16 protein-coding genes are annotated in these 15,787 nt (G+C 73.0%); 4 read left to right on the forward strand and 12 right to left on the reverse strand.

The features are described 5' to 3' along the window. Window positions 1-155: 155 nt before the first annotated feature. Window positions 156-1,667 carry a VWA domain-containing protein gene (locus L6241_RS07840; RefSeq protein ID WP_368245643.1) on the reverse strand — a complete coding sequence of 504 codons (1,512 nt, stop codon included), beginning with the start codon at window positions 1,665-1,667 and terminating at the stop codon, window positions 156-158. After that, window positions 1,654-2,559, reverse strand: coding sequence for an AAA family ATPase (locus tag L6241_RS07845; RefSeq protein ID WP_368245644.1), 906 nt, complete (start codon window positions 2,557-2,559; stop codon window positions 1,654-1,656). The genes L6241_RS07840 and L6241_RS07845 overlap by 14 nt, the downstream gene beginning before the upstream one ends. A gap of 36 nt (window positions 2,560-2,595) precedes the next feature. Here L6241_RS07845 and L6241_RS07850 point away from each other — a divergent pair, with 36 nt between their 5' ends. Further along, a complete protein-coding gene (locus L6241_RS07850; protein ID WP_368245645.1) occupies window positions 2,596-3,573 on the forward strand; it encodes a PfkB family carbohydrate kinase in 978 nt (325 codons plus the stop codon). Window positions 3,574-3,585: 12 nt separating this feature from the next. Here L6241_RS07850 and L6241_RS07855 read toward each other — a convergent pair whose 3' ends face one another. The 4 genes from L6241_RS07855 to L6241_RS07870 all read right to left on the reverse strand — a co-directional run bounded on the left by L6241_RS07855 (window position 3,586) and on the right by L6241_RS07870 (window position 6,671). Next, window positions 3,586-4,224 carry a class F sortase gene (locus tag L6241_RS07855; protein ID WP_368245646.1) on the reverse strand — a complete coding sequence of 213 codons (639 nt, stop codon included), beginning with the start codon at window positions 4,222-4,224 and terminating at the stop codon, window positions 3,586-3,588. A 175-nt stretch (window positions 4,225-4,399) separates the two neighbouring features. Next, window positions 4,400-5,191, reverse strand: coding sequence for a hypothetical protein (locus L6241_RS07860; protein WP_368245647.1), 792 nt, complete (start codon window positions 5,189-5,191; stop codon window positions 4,400-4,402). Window positions 5,192-5,342: 151 nt separating this feature from the next. Continuing rightward, on the reverse strand, window positions 5,343-6,134 hold the full coding sequence (locus L6241_RS07865; protein WP_368245648.1) for a hypothetical protein: 792 nt from the start codon (window positions 6,132-6,134) through the stop codon (window positions 5,343-5,345). Window positions 6,135-6,248: 114 nt separating this feature from the next. Then, on the reverse strand, window positions 6,249-6,671 hold the full coding sequence (locus L6241_RS07870; RefSeq protein WP_157090042.1) for a MerR family DNA-binding transcriptional regulator: 423 nt from the start codon (window positions 6,669-6,671) through the stop codon (window positions 6,249-6,251). A 71-nt stretch (window positions 6,672-6,742) separates the two neighbouring features. Here L6241_RS07870 and L6241_RS07875 point away from each other — a divergent pair, with 71 nt between their 5' ends. Together L6241_RS07875 and L6241_RS07880 are read left to right on the forward strand one after the other, a co-directional pair. Then, window positions 6,743-7,945 carry an acyl-CoA dehydrogenase family protein gene (locus tag L6241_RS07875; protein ID WP_368245649.1) on the forward strand — a complete coding sequence of 401 codons (1,203 nt, stop codon included), beginning with the start codon at window positions 6,743-6,745 and terminating at the stop codon, window positions 7,943-7,945. Beyond that, window positions 7,942-9,516: an acyl-CoA carboxylase subunit beta gene (locus L6241_RS07880; RefSeq protein WP_368245650.1), complete on the forward strand. Its 1,575-nt coding sequence runs from the start codon at window positions 7,942-7,944 to the stop codon at window positions 9,514-9,516. The genes L6241_RS07875 and L6241_RS07880 overlap by 4 nt, the downstream gene beginning before the upstream one ends. A gap of 31 nt (window positions 9,517-9,547) precedes the next feature. On the opposite strand, the gene L6241_RS07885 is transcribed toward L6241_RS07880, so the two are convergent. The 3 genes from L6241_RS07885 to L6241_RS07895 all read right to left on the reverse strand — a co-directional run bounded on the left by L6241_RS07885 (window position 9,548) and on the right by L6241_RS07895 (window position 10,997). Continuing rightward, complete coding sequence (locus L6241_RS07885) at window positions 9,548-9,859, reverse strand: transcriptional regulator (protein ID WP_068273435.1); 312 nt, start codon at window positions 9,857-9,859, stop codon at window positions 9,548-9,550. Then, complete coding sequence (locus L6241_RS07890) at window positions 9,856-10,305, reverse strand: hypothetical protein (RefSeq protein ID WP_368245651.1); 450 nt, start codon at window positions 10,303-10,305, stop codon at window positions 9,856-9,858. The genes L6241_RS07885 and L6241_RS07890 overlap by 4 nt, the downstream gene beginning before the upstream one ends. Before the next feature lie 65 nt (window positions 10,306-10,370). Continuing rightward, entirely contained in the window at window positions 10,371-10,997 is a 627-nt protein-coding gene (locus L6241_RS07895) for a nucleoside triphosphate pyrophosphatase (RefSeq protein WP_368245652.1), read from the reverse strand. Window positions 10,998-11,112: 115 nt separating this feature from the next. On the opposite strand from L6241_RS07895, the gene L6241_RS07900 reads away from it, so the two are divergent. After that, complete coding sequence (locus L6241_RS07900; RefSeq protein WP_368245653.1) at window positions 11,113-12,381, forward strand: lipase family protein; 1,269 nt, start codon at window positions 11,113-11,115, stop codon at window positions 12,379-12,381. Window positions 12,382-12,459: 78 nt separating this feature from the next. On the opposite strand, the gene L6241_RS07905 is transcribed toward L6241_RS07900, so the two are convergent. The 3 genes from L6241_RS07905 to L6241_RS07915 all read right to left on the reverse strand — a co-directional run bounded on the left by L6241_RS07905 (window position 12,460) and on the right by L6241_RS07915 (window position 15,752). After that, the gene (locus L6241_RS07905; RefSeq protein ID WP_368245654.1) at window positions 12,460-13,311 is read right to left on the reverse strand and encodes a hypothetical protein; all 852 of its coding nucleotides are present in this window, start codon (window positions 13,309-13,311) and stop codon (window positions 12,460-12,462) included. 70 nt (window positions 13,312-13,381) lie between these two features. Beyond that, complete coding sequence (locus L6241_RS07910) at window positions 13,382-15,073, reverse strand: DUF885 domain-containing protein (protein WP_368245655.1); 1,692 nt, start codon at window positions 15,071-15,073, stop codon at window positions 13,382-13,384. Window positions 15,074-15,083: 10 nt separating this feature from the next. Then, complete coding sequence (locus L6241_RS07915) at window positions 15,084-15,752, reverse strand: MOSC domain-containing protein (RefSeq protein ID WP_368245656.1); 669 nt, start codon at window positions 15,750-15,752, stop codon at window positions 15,084-15,086. Between the last annotated feature and the right edge of the window lie 35 nt (window positions 15,753-15,787).

Below are 15,787 nucleotides of genomic sequence, written 5' to 3' on the forward strand. Positions count from 1 at the left end.
AAGACCCTGCTGGCTGGGTCTTGACGTGCCAGGACCCCTTCGACGGGGTCCCGCCACGTCGAAAGGCTGCTGGCAGGGTTTTGTCGGAGGCCGGGCGAGGAGGCGGGCGACGGGGGAGGCCGGGCGAAGGGGGTCGGCGACGGGGGAGGGGTGGGTCAGACCGGGAGGGCGCGGGCGACGAACTGGCGCAGCTGGTCGAGGTTGCGGACCTCGTGCATGTCGACGACCTGCCCGTAGCGGCCGGCGACGGAGTCCCCGCTGTCCCACTGGGCCCGCGGCTCGGGGTTGAGCCACACGACGTGGCGGGCCTGCGCGGCGATGGTGCGCAGCGCCTCGACGTGCGGCTCGGTGCCGTTGGTCCGGGCGTCGCCGAGGACGAGCACCGTGCTGCGGGGGCCGACGGCGTCGAGCCAGCGGTCGACGAAGTCCGTGAGCGCGCTGCCGTAGTCGCTGCTGCCGTGCCAGCGCGACATGCTCGCGCGCTGCGCGACCTCGGTGCGGATGTCCTCGCCGACCCGCGCGCTCGTGACGATCTCGGTGATGTCGTCGCAGATGTTGACGAAGCCGAAGAAGCGCACGCGCCGGAACTGCGTCGACAGCGCCTGCAGCAGCAGCATCGTGAAGCGCGAGAAGCCCGACACCGAGCCGGACATGTCGCACACGAGCACGACGTCCGCGCGCGAACGGTGGCGGTGCTTGTAGGCCGGGCGCACCGGCACCCCTCCGGTCGACATCGCCCGCCGCAGGGTGCGCCGGATGTCGACCGACCCCCGCGACGCGCGGCGCTGCCGGGCCGCGAGCCGCGCCGCGATCTTGCGGGCGAGCGGTCGGATCGCCGCCTGCAGCTCGCCCGCCTCGGTCGTCCCGGTGAGCAGGAAGTCCTTGCGCGCCAGGGGGTCTCGCACGCCGTAGCGGCTGATCCGCTCCGCCCCGCGGACCTCGGCGTTGCGCCGGGTCGCCTCGCGCTCCACCCGTCGGCGGAAGCCCGCGACCCGCCCGCGGATCTCGTCGCGGTCGAAGCGGTCGGTCAGCGACTCCACCTGCTCGCCCGCGCCAGACCCGCCACCTGACCCGCCGCCCTGCGTGCCGCCGCTGCCGGAGCCGCCGCCACCGCCCCCTTCGCCCGAGCCCGAGACGACCCGGCCGGCGTCGCGGGCACGCTGGAGGGCGGCCGCGATCGCGGTCTGGGGGGCGAGCCGCTCGAGCGCCTGGGCCGCGGAGTAGCTGCCGGTCGTCGCCTCGTTGGCGAGGGCGCCGAGCTCGGCGACCGCGCGGGCGGCGAGCCGGTCGAGAGCGGCCGTGTCGTCGGCAGCCAGCGCGTCGGCGAGCTCGTCGCGCAGGCGGGCGGCCGCCTCGCGCGCGCTCGCGGGGTCGCGGGCCGCCTCGACCTCGCCGACCTCGGTCCGGTCGCCGACGGCCGCCGGGAAGTAGATGTCGAAGAGCTGGTCGAAGACCGCCCGGTCACCCTCGCGCCGCATCATCGCGGCGGCCACCCCGGCGCGCAGACGCTCGCGGTCGGTGACGCCGAGGGCGGCGCACGCGGCGGCCGCGTCGACGCTCTCGGACGGCCCGACGGAGACGCCGTGCTGGCGCAGCGCGCGGGCGAGGTCGACGACCCGCCGCGTCAGCGGGTCGCCCGTCGTCGCGTCGAGGTCAGGCGAGGGCACGGGTGAGGTCCAGCCGCGCGGTCGCGGTGTCGATGTCCTCCTGGTGCTTGAGCAGGACGCCGAGGCTGGAGCGCACGAGCTCGGGGTCGAGGCTGTCGCCGCCGAGGGCGATGAGGGTGCGTGCCCAGTCGATGGTCTCAGCCACCGACGGCGACTTGCGCAGCCGCATCTCGCGCAGCGCGCCCACGAGACGGACGACCGACTCGGCGAGCGTCGCGTCGAGCTCGGGGACCTTGAGCGAGACGATGCGCTGCTCGAGCGCGGCCTCGGGGTAGTCGATGTGCAGGTAGAGGCACCGGCGCCGCAGCGCCTCGGAGAGCTCGCGCGTCGCGTTGGAGGTGAGGACGACGAAGGGGGTGTGCCGTGCGGTGATCGTGCCGAGCTCGGGGACGGTCACGGCGAAGTCGGAGAGGATCTCCAGGAGCAGCCCCTCGATCTCGACGTCGGCCTTGTCGAGCTCGTCGACGAGGAGCACGCTCGGGTGCTCGGAGCGGACCGCCTTGAGCAGCGGGCGGTCGAGGAGGAACTCGTCGGTGAAGATGTCGTCGCGCACGTGATGCCAGTCGGCCTCGTCCGCGCCGGTGGTGTCGTGGTGCGCGCCGGCGGCGGTGATGCGCAGCAGCTGCTTCGCGTGGTTCCACTCGTAGAGGGCGCGGGCCTCGTCGACCCCTTCGTAGCACTGCAGCCGGATGAGCTCGGCGCCGGTCGCCGTGGCGACCGCCTTGCTCAGCTCGGTCTTGCCCACGCCCGCGGGCCCCTCGACGAGCAGCGGCTTGCCGAGGACGTCGGCGAGGTACACCGTCGTCGCGATGGCGTCGGAGGCGATGTACCCCGCCTCCGCGAGGGCGGCCGAGGTGTGCTCGACGGAGGTGAAGCGGCGCGCGGCGGTCATGGCCGTCAGTGTGCCCGCTGCGCCTACGATCGCCGCATGCCACCCCGGGTGATCCACACCGCACAGGCCCTCGTCGACGCCGTGCTCGAGGTGCCCGCGCTGCCGCGCCGGGGCGCGAACTCCATGGCCTCGGGCTACGAGCGCTACGCCGGGGGAGCGGTCAACATCCTGCTCGCGGCCGCCCGCTCGGGCGCGACGTGCGTCCACGCCGGCGCCCACGGCGAGGGCCCCAACGGCGACCTCGTGCGCGAGGCGCTCGCCGCCGAGGGGGTGAGCGTGTCGGCGCCCGTCGTGCGTGGTGAGGACACCGGCATCTGCGTCGTCATGCTCGAGCCGGGCGGCGAGCGGACCTTCGTCACGACACAGCTCGCCGAGCGCGAGATCACCGTCGAGTCCCTTCAGACCGCGCAGCCCGTCGCGGGGGACCTCGTGTGCGTCAGCGGCTACAGCCTCGTCGGGCGCACCCGCGACCCGCTGCTCGGCTGGCTGGAGGGCCTGCCCGCGCAGGTGCACGTCGTGCTCGACCCGGGGGCGATCTTCGCCGAGCTCGAGAAGCCGGTGCGGCGCCGTGTGCTGGCCCTCACCGACGTGTGGACCTCGAACGCCGAGGAGGGCGAGGCGCTCACCGGCGAGAGCGAGATGACGATGGCCGCTCAGGCGGCTCTCTCGCACCTCGCGCCGGGAGCGGTGGCGGTCGTGCGTGACGGGGCGAAGGGGTGCGCCGTCGCCTCGGGCGACCTGCCGGCGACCCTCGTGCCGGGCTACCCGGAGCGGGCGGTGGACACCAACGGCGCCGGCGACTGCCACACCGGTGTCCTCGTCGCGGAGCGCGCCCGGGGCACCGACTGGGTCGAGGCGTGCCGCCGGTCCAACGCCGCGGGTGCCATCAAGGTCACCCGGCGCGGACCGGCGACCGCCCCCACCGCGGCCGAGATCGACAGCTATCTCGACCGGTTGCCGGCTGAGCCCCCCTGCGGCTCAGTCCCCTCCGGCTCAGCCTCCCCCCGGGGCTGAGTCCCTGCGTCGTCAGCGCGAGCCGACGAGCTTCGCGTAGACGACGACGTTGTCGACGTGATGGCCGGTCTCGCCGTCGAAGAACCCGCCGCACGTGATGAGCCGCAGCGCGGCGTGGTCGACGGTGCCGTAGACGTCGTCGGTCGGGAAGTCGGACTTCGGGTACTGCCCGACGTCCTCGACGGAGAAGATCGCGGTCGTGCCGTCCTTGCGGTCGACCTCGATCTTCTGGCCCTTCTTCATCGCCCCGAGGTCGAAGAAGACCGCGGGCTTCTTGTCCCACGTGACGTGGGCAGCGAGGACCGACGGGCCGAGCTCGCCCGGAGTGGGGCTGCCCGTGTACCACCCGGTGCTCGTGCCGTCCTGCGGCACCTCCATCCGCTTGTCCTGCTGCAGACCGAGCTCGCCGATCGTGCTCGAGACGTCGAGGGAGGGGATGCGGACCTTCGTCGGCTGGGAGCGCGCGAGGGTCTCGCCGCTGGGGCGGACGTAGCGTGCGGCCGGCTTCTTCGCCGCGGTGGGGCTCGAGGAGCCCGACGAGCTGGACCCGCCCATGCCCATGTGCCCGGCGTGGGGGTCAGCGGAGCCCGCGGAGCCGGACGAGGACCCAGAGGTGCTCGCGCCGCTCGGCTCGGCGGCCGAGGACGACATCCCATGACCCTCGTGCGACCCGTCGGACGAGGCGACCCAGGCGGGGTCACGCGTCTCCTGCTGGCTCAGACCGTAGGCGACCAGCCCCCCGCCACCGAGGGTGAGGGCCGCGACCGCAGCCGCCACGCCGGTGGCGCGGCGACTGCGGTCAGTGGCGTGCTTCGACACGGCTCGCTCAGCGCTCTGTGGCCGGACGACGACGCGTGGCGACGATCGCGCCCGCGGCGAGGATCGCGAAGGCACCGGCGCCGAGCGCCCCCTTCGACTCCACGCCGTCGGTCGTGCCGCCACCGGTGTCGACGCCACCGGTCGGGGCCGCGCCGACCGCAGCGCCGCTCACGGTGCCGCAGGTGGCCGGGTTCGTGGCCTCCTCCGGGATGCCGTCGACGCCGAGCGACTTGGCGAAGCTGGACTCGCCGAGCGCCTCCATGTCGTACTTGTCGTTGCCGTTCGCGTCCAGGCCGTGCTGGACGACGTGGAGGTTCTTCAGCTTCGCGCCGGCACCGGCCGGCAGCGCGATGGTGCGCTCGTAGCTGAGGTTGCCGTCGGCGTCGGCGACCGGCATGCGGTCGACGGCCAGGCCGCTCTTGGCGCTCGTGTCGCCCTTCGTCGTCAGCGAGATCATGACGTCGCCGTAGCGAGGCAGACCCTCCTCGGTGTTGACCTGGCCGTCGCCGTCCGCGTCGTCCGCGGCGGTGGGGCAGGTGAAGTCCTTGTTGGCGTCGAAGGACCCGTGGAAGTGCTGGGCGTGGGGCGAGTTGGGGGTGAAGCCGCTGCCCTGGATCTTGATCGTCATCTCGTCGCCGTCGACGGTGACGTCGGCGGTCGAGGACGAGCCGCTGTTGTTGCCCATGGTGTCGAGCAGCTTCATCGAGTAGCGGTCCTCGGCGCTCGCGCCCGTGGCGCTGGCGAGCAGCATCGCAGCCGCTGCCGGGACGACCATGCTGGCCTTGGTCAGGGTACGCATCGTGACTCCCTTGTCGTGGTGTCGACCGGCCCCTGGGGTCGGTCGGTCGTGACAGGGGTTCGGAGTCCTCACGAGGTCGGATGGGACAGGTTGCATCTTTTCTTGAGCACCCCGCAGCAACGGGACGCGAAGGGGGCCCGCCCGGGCCTGCTCAGCCCTCCCCGGTCAGGCGCCGGCGGCAGGCGACGAGCGCGCCGGCCGCGAGGATGGCGACGGCGCCCCCGCCCAGGGCCCCCTTCGCCTCGAGCCCGTCGCTCGACCCGCCGCCGGTGTCGACGCCACCGCTCGGGGCCGCCCCGACCGCGGCGCCGCTCACGGTGCCGCACGTCGCGGGGTTCGTCGCCTCCTCGGGGATGCCCTTCACCCCGGCCGAGCGCGCGAAGCTCGACTCGCCGAGGGCCCCGAGGTCGTACTTCCCGTTGCCGTTGGAGTCGAGGCCGTGCTGGACGACGTGGAGGTTGCGCAGCTTGCGCCCCGAGCCGTTCGGCAGGGGGAAGGTGCGCTCGTACGTGAGACGTCCCTTCGCGTCCGCGACGGGCATCCGGTCGACGGCCAGACCGCTCTTCGGGCTCGTGTCGCCCTCCGTCGTCAGCGAGATGATGATGTCGCCGTACGTCGGCAGGCCCTCCTCCGTCGTCACCTGGCCGTCGCCGTCCGCGTCGGCCGCGGGCGTCGGGCAGGTGAAGTCCTGGTTGACGTCGAAGGACCCGTGGAAGTGCTGGGCGTGCGGCGCGTTCGGCACGAAGCCCTTGCCGGTGATCTTCAGGGTCATCTCGTCGTCGTGGATGTCCATGATCACGGTGGCCGTGGCGCCGCTGCCGTTGCCCATCGTGTCGCGGAGCGTCATCGTGTAGCGGTCCTCGGCGCTCGCGCTCGTCCCCCCGAGGACGAGCAGCGTGGCCGCGGTCGGGACCGCGAGGGCAGCAGAGATCGCAGTGCGCATCGTGACTCCTTCGTCTCCGACGGCCGTCTCCCCCCGGTGGGTCCGGCCGTCACGATGTCGTCGCACCCTACGCGGGCGAAGGGGGGCCTCGTGCCCCGTCGACGAAAGTCGGGGTCAGCGGGCGAGGGACCCGAGGTCCTCGCGGCAGCGCCGCTCGAAGGTGTCGAGCTCGGCGAGGGCGTCCTCGATGTCGCGGCGGCGCTGCTCGAGGTCGTCGCGGCGCTCCTCGATCTGCCCCAGGACGTACTCGAGCTGGCTGGCCCGCCCGCGCGGCGCGTCGTAGAGGTCGATGATCTTGGCGATCTCGTCCAGCGGGAAGCCCAGGCGCCGCCCGCGCAGAACGAGCGCGAGCCGGGTGCGGTCACGGCGCCGGTAGACGCGGGTCGTGCCCACCCGCTCGGGGCTGATGAGACCGAGCTCCTCGTAGTGGCGCACCGTGCGGTGCGTGATGCCGAACTCCTCGGCGATCTCGCGGATCGTCCACGTCCGGGACCGCTCGTCGGGGTCCGACGACGGGGGAGCGGGAGGACTTGTCATGGCCCGCATCGTGCTTTACGTTGACGTCAACGTCAAGCACTGGCGACCCCAGAGAGAGCGTGAGGACGACGATGTTCGAGCTGAGCCAGGACCACGAGGACTTCCGCGTCGCGGTGCGCGACTTCGCGCAGAGCGAGGTCGAGCCGCACGTCGCGCAGTGGGACCGTGACCACCACTTCCCGACCGAGGTCGTGCCGCGGATGGGTGAGCTGGGGCTCTTCGGCCTCGTCGTGCCGACGGAGTACGGCGGCAGCGCCGACGAGCAGACGAGCGACGGCCGGGTCGTCGGCGACTTCACCGCCCTGTGCGTCGCCATCGAGGAGCTCGGCCGCGTCGACCAGTCGATCGGCATCACCCTCTCGGCGGGCGTGGGCCTGGGCATCAACCCGATCCTCACGTACGGCACCGACGAGCAGAAGCAGACCTGGCTGCCCGACCTCGTCGGCGGGCGCGCCCTCGCCGGCTTCGGCCTCACCGAGCCCGACGCCGGCTCCGACGCCGGGGGCACCCGCACCCGCGCCGTGCGCGACGGCGAGGACTGGGTCATCGACGGGGCGAAGGCCTTCATCACCAACTCCGGCACCGACATCACCTCGGTCGTCACGGTCACCGCACGCACCGGCACCGGAGAGGACGGCCGCCCCCAGATCAGCGCGATCCTCGTGCCGAGCGGCACGCCGGGCTTCACGGTCGAGGCGCCCTACGACAAGCTCGGCTGGCACATCTCCGACACGCACGGCCTGACCTTCGCCGGCTGCCGGGTGCCCGAGGCGAACCTCCTCGGCGAGGAGGGGCGCGGCTTCCGCCAGTTCCTCAAGACCCTCGATGACGGGCGCATCGCGATCTCCGCGCTCGCGTGCGGGCTCACCCAGCGCATGCTCGAGCTGTCGACCGAGTACGCGAAGACCCGCACCGCCTTCGGTCGCCCCATCGGCGCCAACCAGGGCGTCAGCTTCCAGGTCGCCGATCTCGCCCTCATGGCCGAGACCTCACGCGTGCTCACCTACAAGGCCGCGTGGCTCAAGGACGAGCACGACCGCGGGCGCCGCTCGGCCACCGAGGTCGCCAAGGCCGCGAGCATCGCCAAGCTCTACACCTCCGAGGCCGCGGTCTCCGCGACCCGGATCGCCACCCAGGTCTTCGGCGGCAACGGCTTCATGGAGGAGTACCCGGTCGCCCGCTTCTACCGCGACGCGAAGATCCTCGAGATCGGCGAGGGCACCTCCGAGGTGCAGCGCATGGTCATCGCCCGCCACCTCGGGCTGCCGGCGTGACGCCCCCTTCGCCCGGGTACCCCGCCGACCCGAAGGTCGCCGAGGTCCGGGAGCGGCTGCGTGCCGCGCACGCCGCCTCGGCCGCGCCGACCGAGCGGGCGAGGGCCAAGCTCGACGACCAGGGCAAGCTCTACGTGCGCGACCGGATCGACCTCCTCCTCGACGAGGGGACCTTCGTCGAGGACGGGCGGTACGCGAACGCCCTGGCGAGCGGGCTCCCCGCCGACGGCGTCGTCACCGGACGCGGCCTCGTCGACGGCCGGCCCGTGATCGTCATCGCGAACGACCCGACGGTCAAGGCGGGGTCATGGGGCGCTCGCACGGTCGAGAAGATCGTGCGTGCCACCGAGACCGCGCTGCGCGAGGAGCTGCCCGTCTTCTGGTTCGTCGACTCCGCCGGTGCGCGGATCACCGACCAGGTCGAGATGTTCCCCGGTCGACGCGGTGCCGGACGGATCTTCCACAACCAGGTCGCGCTGTCGGGCAAGGTGCCGCAGATCTGCTGCCTCTTCGGGCCGAGCGCGGCCGGCGGCGCGTACATCCCGTCCTTCACCGATCTCGTCATCATGGTCGAGGGGAACGCCTCGATGTACCTCGGCAGCCCGCGCATGGCCGAGATGGTCGTGGGGGAGCGGGTCTCGCTCGAGGAGATGGGCGGGGCGCGCATGCACTGCACCGTCTCCGGCGTCGGCGACCTCCTCGTCCAGGACGACGCCGAGGCGATCGAGCTGGCCCGGCTGTGGTTCTCCTACCTGCCGCTCAGCTGGCGCTCCGACCTGCCGACCTACGAGCCGGAGGAGCCCGCGCGCCCGCTCACCGCGGCCGACATCCCCGAGCGCGAGAGCCAGCCCTTCGACATCCACGACGTCATCGACGGGCTCGTCGACGACGACTCCTTCTTCGAGGTCAAGCCCCTCTTCGCGCCCGAGCTCGTCGTGGGCATCGGTCGTGTCGCCGGCGAGAGCGTCGGCATCGTCGCGAACAACTCGATGGCGAAGGGGGGCGTCCTCTTCTCCGACAGCGCCGACAAGGCGGCCCGCTTCATCTGGCTGTGCGACGCGTACTCGATCCCGCTCGTCTACCTCGCCGACGTGCCGGGCTTCATGATCGGCTCCGAGGTCGAGCGCGCCGGCATCATCCGGCACGGCGCGAAGATGGTCTCCGCGGTCTCGTCGGCCACCGTGCCGCAGCTGTGCGTCGTCGTGCGCAAGGCGTACGGGGCGGGGCTGTACGCGATGGGCGGCCCGGGCTTCGGGCCCGACGCGACGATCGCGCTGCCGACCGCGCGGATCGCCGTCATGGGTCCCGAGGCGGCGATCAACGCGGTGTACGCGAACAAGATCGCCGAGATCGAGAGCAGCGAAGGGGTGGAGGCCCGCGACGCCTTCGTCGAGGCGCGGCGGGCGGAGTACCTGCAGGACGTCGACCTCGAGCGGCTCGCCGCCGACCTCGTCATCGACGACGTCGTCGAGCCCGAGCAGCTGCGTGCCGACGTCGTCCGGCGGCTCGCGCACGCGCGCGGTCGGGACCGTCGCTTCTCCGAGCGGCGCCGGGGGATCCCCCCGGTCTGACCGTCGGTCCCGGTTCTGGTCCTGATCCCGGTCAGGGACGGCCGCCGGCGATCTCGCGCAGGGCGTCGAGGTGGGCGGTGAGCGCGCGTCGTCCGGCGGCGGTGAGCGAGAGCCAGGTGCGGGGACGCTTGCCGACGTAGCCCTTGCGGACCTTGACGTAGCCCGCGGCCTCGAGCGTGCTCACCTGGCGCGAGAGGACCGAGTCGCTCACCTCGACGGTGTCGCGCACGGCGGAGAACTCGACCTCGTCGGACCCGGCGAGGGTCGTGACGATGCTGAAGCGCACCGGGGCGTGGATCGTCTCGTCGAGCCGGTGGCGGGCGTGCCGGCCGGGTGCGCTCATCGACGCGCGGCGCGGTAGATGCGGGCGGCCGCCAGGAGCATCGGGGCCGCGACGAGCAGGGCTGACAGGAGCACGAGCCACAGCTCGGGCTGGCGGTCGTGGCCGCGCCAGTTGAGCAGCCCGACCGAGACGACGACCATGACGAGGGTGCCGGCGAGACCGAGGTAGCCGGTGCGCTTGCTGTGGCGCGGCGCCGAGCGCGGTGCGCGGGTCTGCCACGTGGCCAGGCCGACGAGACCGGCGAGGTAGGCGGCGGTGAGCAGGCCCGTCCACGGGCCGCTGAACAGCTCTCGGGCGGCGACGAAGAGCCCGATGAGGGTGCCGAAGCCGGCGACCGCCAGGGCGTGCACCTGGACGTCGCGGTGGTCTCGCACGGCGTTGGCCTCGGCCTCGGCGAGCGCGTCGCGGGCCTGCTCCGGGGTGGGGGTCGGCTGCTCGATGTCCATGGGAAGCACAGTAACAACTACTTTCGTCTTTGGAAAGTAGTTGTTGGTGGTGGACCGCGGCGACGTCAGTGCGAGACGACCTCGAACCACCCGACGCCGAGGTCGAGCAGCATCCGGCGCAGCAGCGGCAGGCTGAGCCCGATGACCGTGCCGTGGTCGCCCTCGAGCACCTCGACGAAGGGGGAGCCGAGCCCGTCGATGGTGAAGGCGCCCGCCACCTCGAGCGGCTCGCCCGTCGCGACGTAGGCCTCGATCTCGTCGTCGGAGAGCTCGGCGAAGCGCAGCCGCGTCGAGGCCGCCGCCGAGGTCGTCGCGCCGGTGGCGAGGTCTCGCACCCACTGACCGGTGTGGAGCACCCCTTCGCCACCGCGCATCTGCCGCCACCGCTCGACGGCGACGTGCGGCTCGTGGGGCTTGCCGACGACCGCACCGCCGACCTCGAGGACGGAGTCGCACGCGACGACGACCGGCGCCTCGTCGTCCCGCGGCCACGACGAGGCGACGTGCTCGCCCTTCGCCCGGGCGAGCTCGACGACGAGGCCGGCGGCGTCCAGCCCGGGGTCCGCCGCGCGTGCGGCTCGCTCGACGGCGTCCTCGTCGACCGCGCTCGGCCGGGTCGTCGGGCGAACGCCGGCACGCTCGAGGAGCTCGCGGCGGGCGGGTGAGGCGGAGGCGAGGACGAGGGGGCGCACGCGTGCACCGTATGACGCAGGGCACGTCTCGAGCGGTTGCCGGTCTTGTAACTCATCAATAGCGTCGAACGGGCCGGCTCGGACCACCGGGCTGCCTCACCGTGGAGGACCGTCGATGAAGACACGCCGCCGTACCGTGCCCGCGCTCGCCGTGGCCGCCGCCCTCGCCCTCGTCGCCGCCCCGGTGGCGAGCGCCGGACCCGGGGACGTCCCCGGCACCGCCGGTGCGCAGACGCTCACGGGCACGCCGGAGCCGGCCCGCCCGGCCTTCTACGAGCCGCCGGCGACGATCCCGGCCACGCCCGGCACGATCATCCGCTCCGAGCCGGCTCCGCTGCTCCTCGACCCGCTGGGCCTGTCGGGCTCGGTCGTCACCGCGACCCGCGTGATGTACTCCTCGACCGACAGCACCGGGCGCCCGATCGCCGTGACGGGCACGATCTTCGTGCCGAAGACCCCCTACATCGGGGCGTCGCGTCGCCCCTTCGTCTCCTACGCCCCCGGCACCCAGGGGTTGGCCGACCGGTGCGCCCCGTCGCGCCAGATGGCCGAGCTCGTCGAGTACGAGGGCATCGGGCTCACGCGCACGATCGGTCGCGGCTACGCGGTCGGCATCACCGACTACCAGGGTCTGGGCACCCCCGGCACCCACACGTACGTCGCCCGCGGGGCGCAGGGCCACGCAGTGCTCGACATGGCGCGCGCCGCGCGCAACCTCCAGGGCAGCGGCGTGACGAGCTCGACGCCGGTCGGCCTCATGGGCTACTCGCAGGGCGGTGGCGCGGCGGCCTCGGCGGCCGAGCTGGCGGGGACGTACGCCCCGGAGCTCGCGATCAAGGGCTCGGCGATCGGCGCCCCGACGGCCGACCTCGCCTCGGTGGGGGCGAACATCGACAGCTCCTTCTACTTCGCCTTCGCGACCTTCGCGCTCCTGGGCGTCGCCCAGGACGCGGGCATCGACCCCGAGCCGTACCTGAACGCCGACGGCGTCGCCCTGACCTCGAAGGTCGAGGGTGCATGCGTCTTCGACCTCTTCGACTACTCCTTCAAGGACAGCCGCAGGTACACCGCTGACGGGTCCTCGCTCACCGAGCTGCTCGGGCGCGAGCCCTTCGCGAGCGCCGTCGACGAGCAGCGCATCGGGCGGCGCACGCCGAACGCGCCGGTCGTCATCAACCACGCCGTCGCGGACGACGTCATCCCCTACGCCGGGGGCAAGCAGCTCGGCAGCGACTGGTGCGACCGCGGCAGCCGCGTCACCTTCAACGCGGGCATCACCCCGACCCACCTCGGCGGCTTCCTCCCGCACGTGGAGAAGTCGATGCTCTTCTTCGAGGCGCGCTTCGCCGGGCTCAACCAGCCGAGCAGCTGCTGGCGGCTCTGAGGGAGCGGCGCCCCGCGCGCGACGAAGGGGGACCCCCACGAGGTCGTGGGGGTCCCCCTTCGCCATGGGGTGGTCGGGTCAGTGCGTGAACTCCGCGTAGGTGATCGCGTCCTGCGCCCCGACGGCGAGGGCGGACGGGTCCAGGTAGAGGGTCAGGGTCCACCCGGACGAGTTCTTGTACGTGGCCGACGTGACCTCACCTGGTCCTGTTCCCGTGCGCGCCCAGTCGCCGCCGCCCGGTCCGTCGTACGCCCCCACGGTGTCCATGACCGAGGACCACGCGTAGGTGTCGGCGTCCGTCGTGCGACCCGCGCCCCATGCGCGGACGAAGCCGTCCGAGTACTCTCCGGCGCCCGTCGGGAGCCCGGCTGCGAGATAGTTCTCCGAGTAGTCCTCGGCGGAGTAGTCGGCACCCTCCCAGTCGAAGCTCAGGCCGACGACGGCGTCCTCGTCACCTCGTGCGGCGGTCGCGGTGTCGACGACGAGGTAGATGACCTTGTCGGTGCTGGTGCGCTCGTACTTCACCTGGGTCCGGGCGTCCTGGACGAGGCTGGCTCCACGGACCCAGTCGCCCCCGCCGCGTGACGAGCTCGCGAAGAGCGTGGCGACCGTGTCGCTCGTCGCGTACGTGTCTGCCCCCGCGCGGTCACCGATGCCCCACGCCTGGACCAGCTCGTCCGCGTAGGCGCCTGCCCCTGTCGGCAGGTCCGCTGCGGGGACTGCGGTGGTCGTCGTGCTTCGAGAGGCCGACGTGCTCCTCGGCGTGGTGGGCCGAGACGACGTGCTGCTCGGCGCCGCCGTCTCCGTCACGGTCCGCTCGGAGACGATGACGGTCTGGGTAGCGGTCGCCTGCGGGCCGGAGCCCGACGAGCACCCGGCCAGTGCGATGAGCACTGCGCAGGGGACGAGGATCATGTGCGGCTCAGGCATGGAGCACCTCAGGGTCGTGGCGTGTGTCAGCCCACGGTATTGGGGTGCCGCCTGTCCCCGAGGGCTTTTCTCAGAGCTCCTGGAGGACCGCCCGGCGCAGGGTGTCCAGGCCGACGCCGCCGATGTCGAGCGAGCGACGGTGGAAGGCGGCGAGGTCGAAGTCGTCGCCCTCGCGGCGGGCGACCTCGTCGCGCAGCTCCATCCACAGCCGCTCGCCGATCTTGTAGCTCGGGGCCTGGCCCGGCCAGCCGAGGTAGCGGTCGAGCTCGAAGCGCAGCTGCTCGGTGCCCTGGTTGGCGTGCGTGTCGAGGAAGGTCCAGGCCTTCTCGTAGGTCCACTCGCCACCGCCGACCTCGGCGGGGGCCTCGAAGCCGCAGTGCACGCCGATGTCGATGACGACGCGCGCGGCCCGCAGGCTCTGCCCGTCGAGCAGGCCCATGCGGTTGCCCGGGTGGTCCATGTAGCCGAGCTCGGCCATGAGCCACTCGGCGTACAGCGCCCAACCCTCGCCGTGCCCGGAGGTCCACGCCGCGAGGCGGCGCCAGCGGTTGAGCAGCTCGCGGCGGTAGACCGTCTGGCCGACCTGGAGGTGATGGCCCGGGACGCCCTCGTGGTAGACGGTCGTCAGCTCGCGCCACGTGCCGAAGGTCGTGACCCCCTTCGGCACCGACCACCACATCCGGCCGGGGCGGGCGAAGTCGTCGCTGGGACCGGTGTAGTAGATGCCGCCGGTCTGCGTCGGCGCGATGCGGCACTCGATGGTGCGCACCGGGTCGGGGATGTCGAAGTGGGAGCCGCCGAGCGCGCTCACGGCCTCGTCGGCCTTGCCCTGCATCCACGCGCGCAGGGCGTCGGTCCCCTCGAGGCGGTACGCGGGATCCTCCTCGAGGATCGCGATGGCCTCCTTGACCGAGGCGCCGGGGCGGATCTGCTCGGCGACCTGCTCCATCTGCGCGGTGATCCGGGCGAGCTCCTCCTGGCCCCACGCGTAGGTCTCCTCGAGATCGACCTCGCTGCCGAGGAAGGCGCGGGAGTGCAGGGCGTAGCGCTCGCGGCCGCAGCCGAGGGTGTCGGGCGCCTGCTCGCGCAGCGCGACGAGGGCGTCGGCGAGGTCGAGGTAGGCCTGGCGCGCGGCGGCCGTCGAGGTCTCGAGATCGGAGCGAAGGGGGGCGCTCGGCTCCGCGTCGCCGACCCGGGCGCTGCTCGGCAGGGTCCCGAGGTAGGAGTCGTCGGCGGCGAGCTCGCGGGCCTGCTCGGCGCACACGTCGACCTGGCGGCGCGAGGCGACGAGACCGCGGTCGGCGGCGTGGCGCAGCGACTCGGCGTACTGCGACAGCGCCGTCGGGATCGCGGCGATGCGACGGCTGATCGTCGCCCACTGCTCCTCGGTGTCGGTGGGCATGAGGTCGAGGACGTCGCGCACGGCCTGCATGGGCGAGGCGATGTTGTTGAGCTCCATCGCGTCGAGGCCGGCGGCGTGGATCTCCTCGGCCAGGCCGAGCCGCTCGCGCATGGCCTCGACCGTGACGCGGTCGACGTCGTCGACGGGGGTGGCGGCCTCGAGCTCGGCGAGGGTGCGGCGGCGCAGCTCGCTGTGGGCGGCCAGGCCCGCGGGGGAGAGGTCGTCGAGGGCGTCCTCGCGTCCCGGTACCCCGAGGTAGGTCGCCTCGAGCGGGCTCAGCTCGACGGAGGCGTCGAGGTAGTCCTCGGCGATGCGGTCGATCTCGGTGCGCTGGCGCGGGGTGTCGGTGGGTGACGTCACGCGGCGGACGCTACCCCTTCGTGCGCACGACCCGCCGCATCGTCGTCGCCTCGGTGCTGCCCTCGAAGAGGCCGGTCGCGAGGACGAGTCGAGCGGCGTCCGGGTCGCCCATGAGCGCCCGCAGCGTCGTCGGCACGTCGAGGCCGCTGGCGGACGGCTCGACGACGACGGTGTCGCCGGGGCGGATGTCGCCGGGCTCGATCACGCGCAGGTAGGCCCCGGAGCGTCCACGCTGGGCGAAGCGCTTGACCCAGCCGCGCTCCTCCATGCGGGCGGCGAAGGTCGCGCACGGCACCCGGGGCCCGGAGACCTGGAGCACCGCGCCGCCGACCCGCCACGTGTCGCCGATCTCGGCGGCGTCGACGTCGAGGCCCTGCGTCGTGAGGTTCTCGCCGAAGAGGCCGGGGGCGAGGTCGCGGCCGAGCTCTGCTCCCCACCGCTCGAGCTCCTCGCGGGCGAAGGCGTACACCGCCTGGTCGCTCCCGCCGTGGTGGCGGCCGTTGCCGATGAAGTCGCCCTCGACCCCCGACACCCCGTGCCCGTCCTCGACGCGCTTGCGCCCGGGGTCGGTCACGGTGACGACGTCGACGGGGACCTTGCCGATGCCGGTGGCCTTGTCCTTCGGGACCCGCTGGTGCATCGGCCGCCCGACGTTGACGGAGATGACCTGGGGCTGCATGGGGGCGAGAGTATCCGGGGGTCGAAGACGGTGCG

This window comes from Janibacter sp. Y6, from assembly GCF_040900765.1.
Classification (GTDB): Bacteria; Actinomycetota; Actinomycetes; order Actinomycetales; family Dermatophilaceae; genus Marihabitans; species Marihabitans melonis.

What these genes read in the sequence shown, in the direction of transcription:
- L6241_RS07845 (WP_368245644.1), bottom strand. Translation starts at nt 2,559, where the DNA reads ATGACCGCCGCGCGCCGCTTCACCTCCGTCGAGCACACCTCGGCCGCC.
- L6241_RS07850 (WP_368245645.1), top strand. Translation starts at nt 2,596, where the DNA reads ATGCCACCCCGGGTGATCCACACCGCACAGGCCCTCGTCGACGCCGTG.
- L6241_RS07855 (WP_368245646.1), bottom strand. Translation starts at nt 4,224, where the DNA reads ATGTCGTCCTCGGCCGCCGAGCCGAGCGGCGCGAGCACCTCTGGGTCC.
- L6241_RS07860 (WP_368245647.1), bottom strand. Translation starts at nt 5,191, where the DNA reads ATGCGTACCCTGACCAAGGCCAGCATGGTCGTCCCGGCAGCGGCTGCG.
- L6241_RS07865 (WP_368245648.1), bottom strand. Translation starts at nt 6,134, where the DNA reads ATGCGCACTGCGATCTCTGCTGCCCTCGCGGTCCCGACCGCGGCCACG.
- L6241_RS07870 (WP_157090042.1), bottom strand. Translation starts at nt 6,671, where the DNA reads ATGACAAGTCCTCCCGCTCCCCCGTCGTCGGACCCCGACGAGCGGTCC.
- L6241_RS07875 (WP_368245649.1), top strand. Translation starts at nt 6,743, where the DNA reads ATGTTCGAGCTGAGCCAGGACCACGAGGACTTCCGCGTCGCGGTGCGC.
- L6241_RS07885 (WP_068273435.1), bottom strand. Translation starts at nt 9,859, where the DNA reads ATGAGCGCACCCGGCCGGCACGCCCGCCACCGGCTCGACGAGACGATC.
- L6241_RS07890 (WP_368245651.1), bottom strand. Translation starts at nt 10,305, where the DNA reads ATGGACATCGAGCAGCCGACCCCCACCCCGGAGCAGGCCCGCGACGCG.
- L6241_RS07900 (WP_368245653.1), top strand. Translation starts at nt 11,113, where the DNA reads ATGAAGACACGCCGCCGTACCGTGCCCGCGCTCGCCGTGGCCGCCGCC.
- L6241_RS07905 (WP_368245654.1), bottom strand. Translation starts at nt 13,311, where the DNA reads ATGCCTGAGCCGCACATGATCCTCGTCCCCTGCGCAGTGCTCATCGCA.
- L6241_RS07915 (WP_368245656.1), bottom strand. Translation starts at nt 15,752, where the DNA reads ATGCAGCCCCAGGTCATCTCCGTCAACGTCGGGCGGCCGATGCACCAG.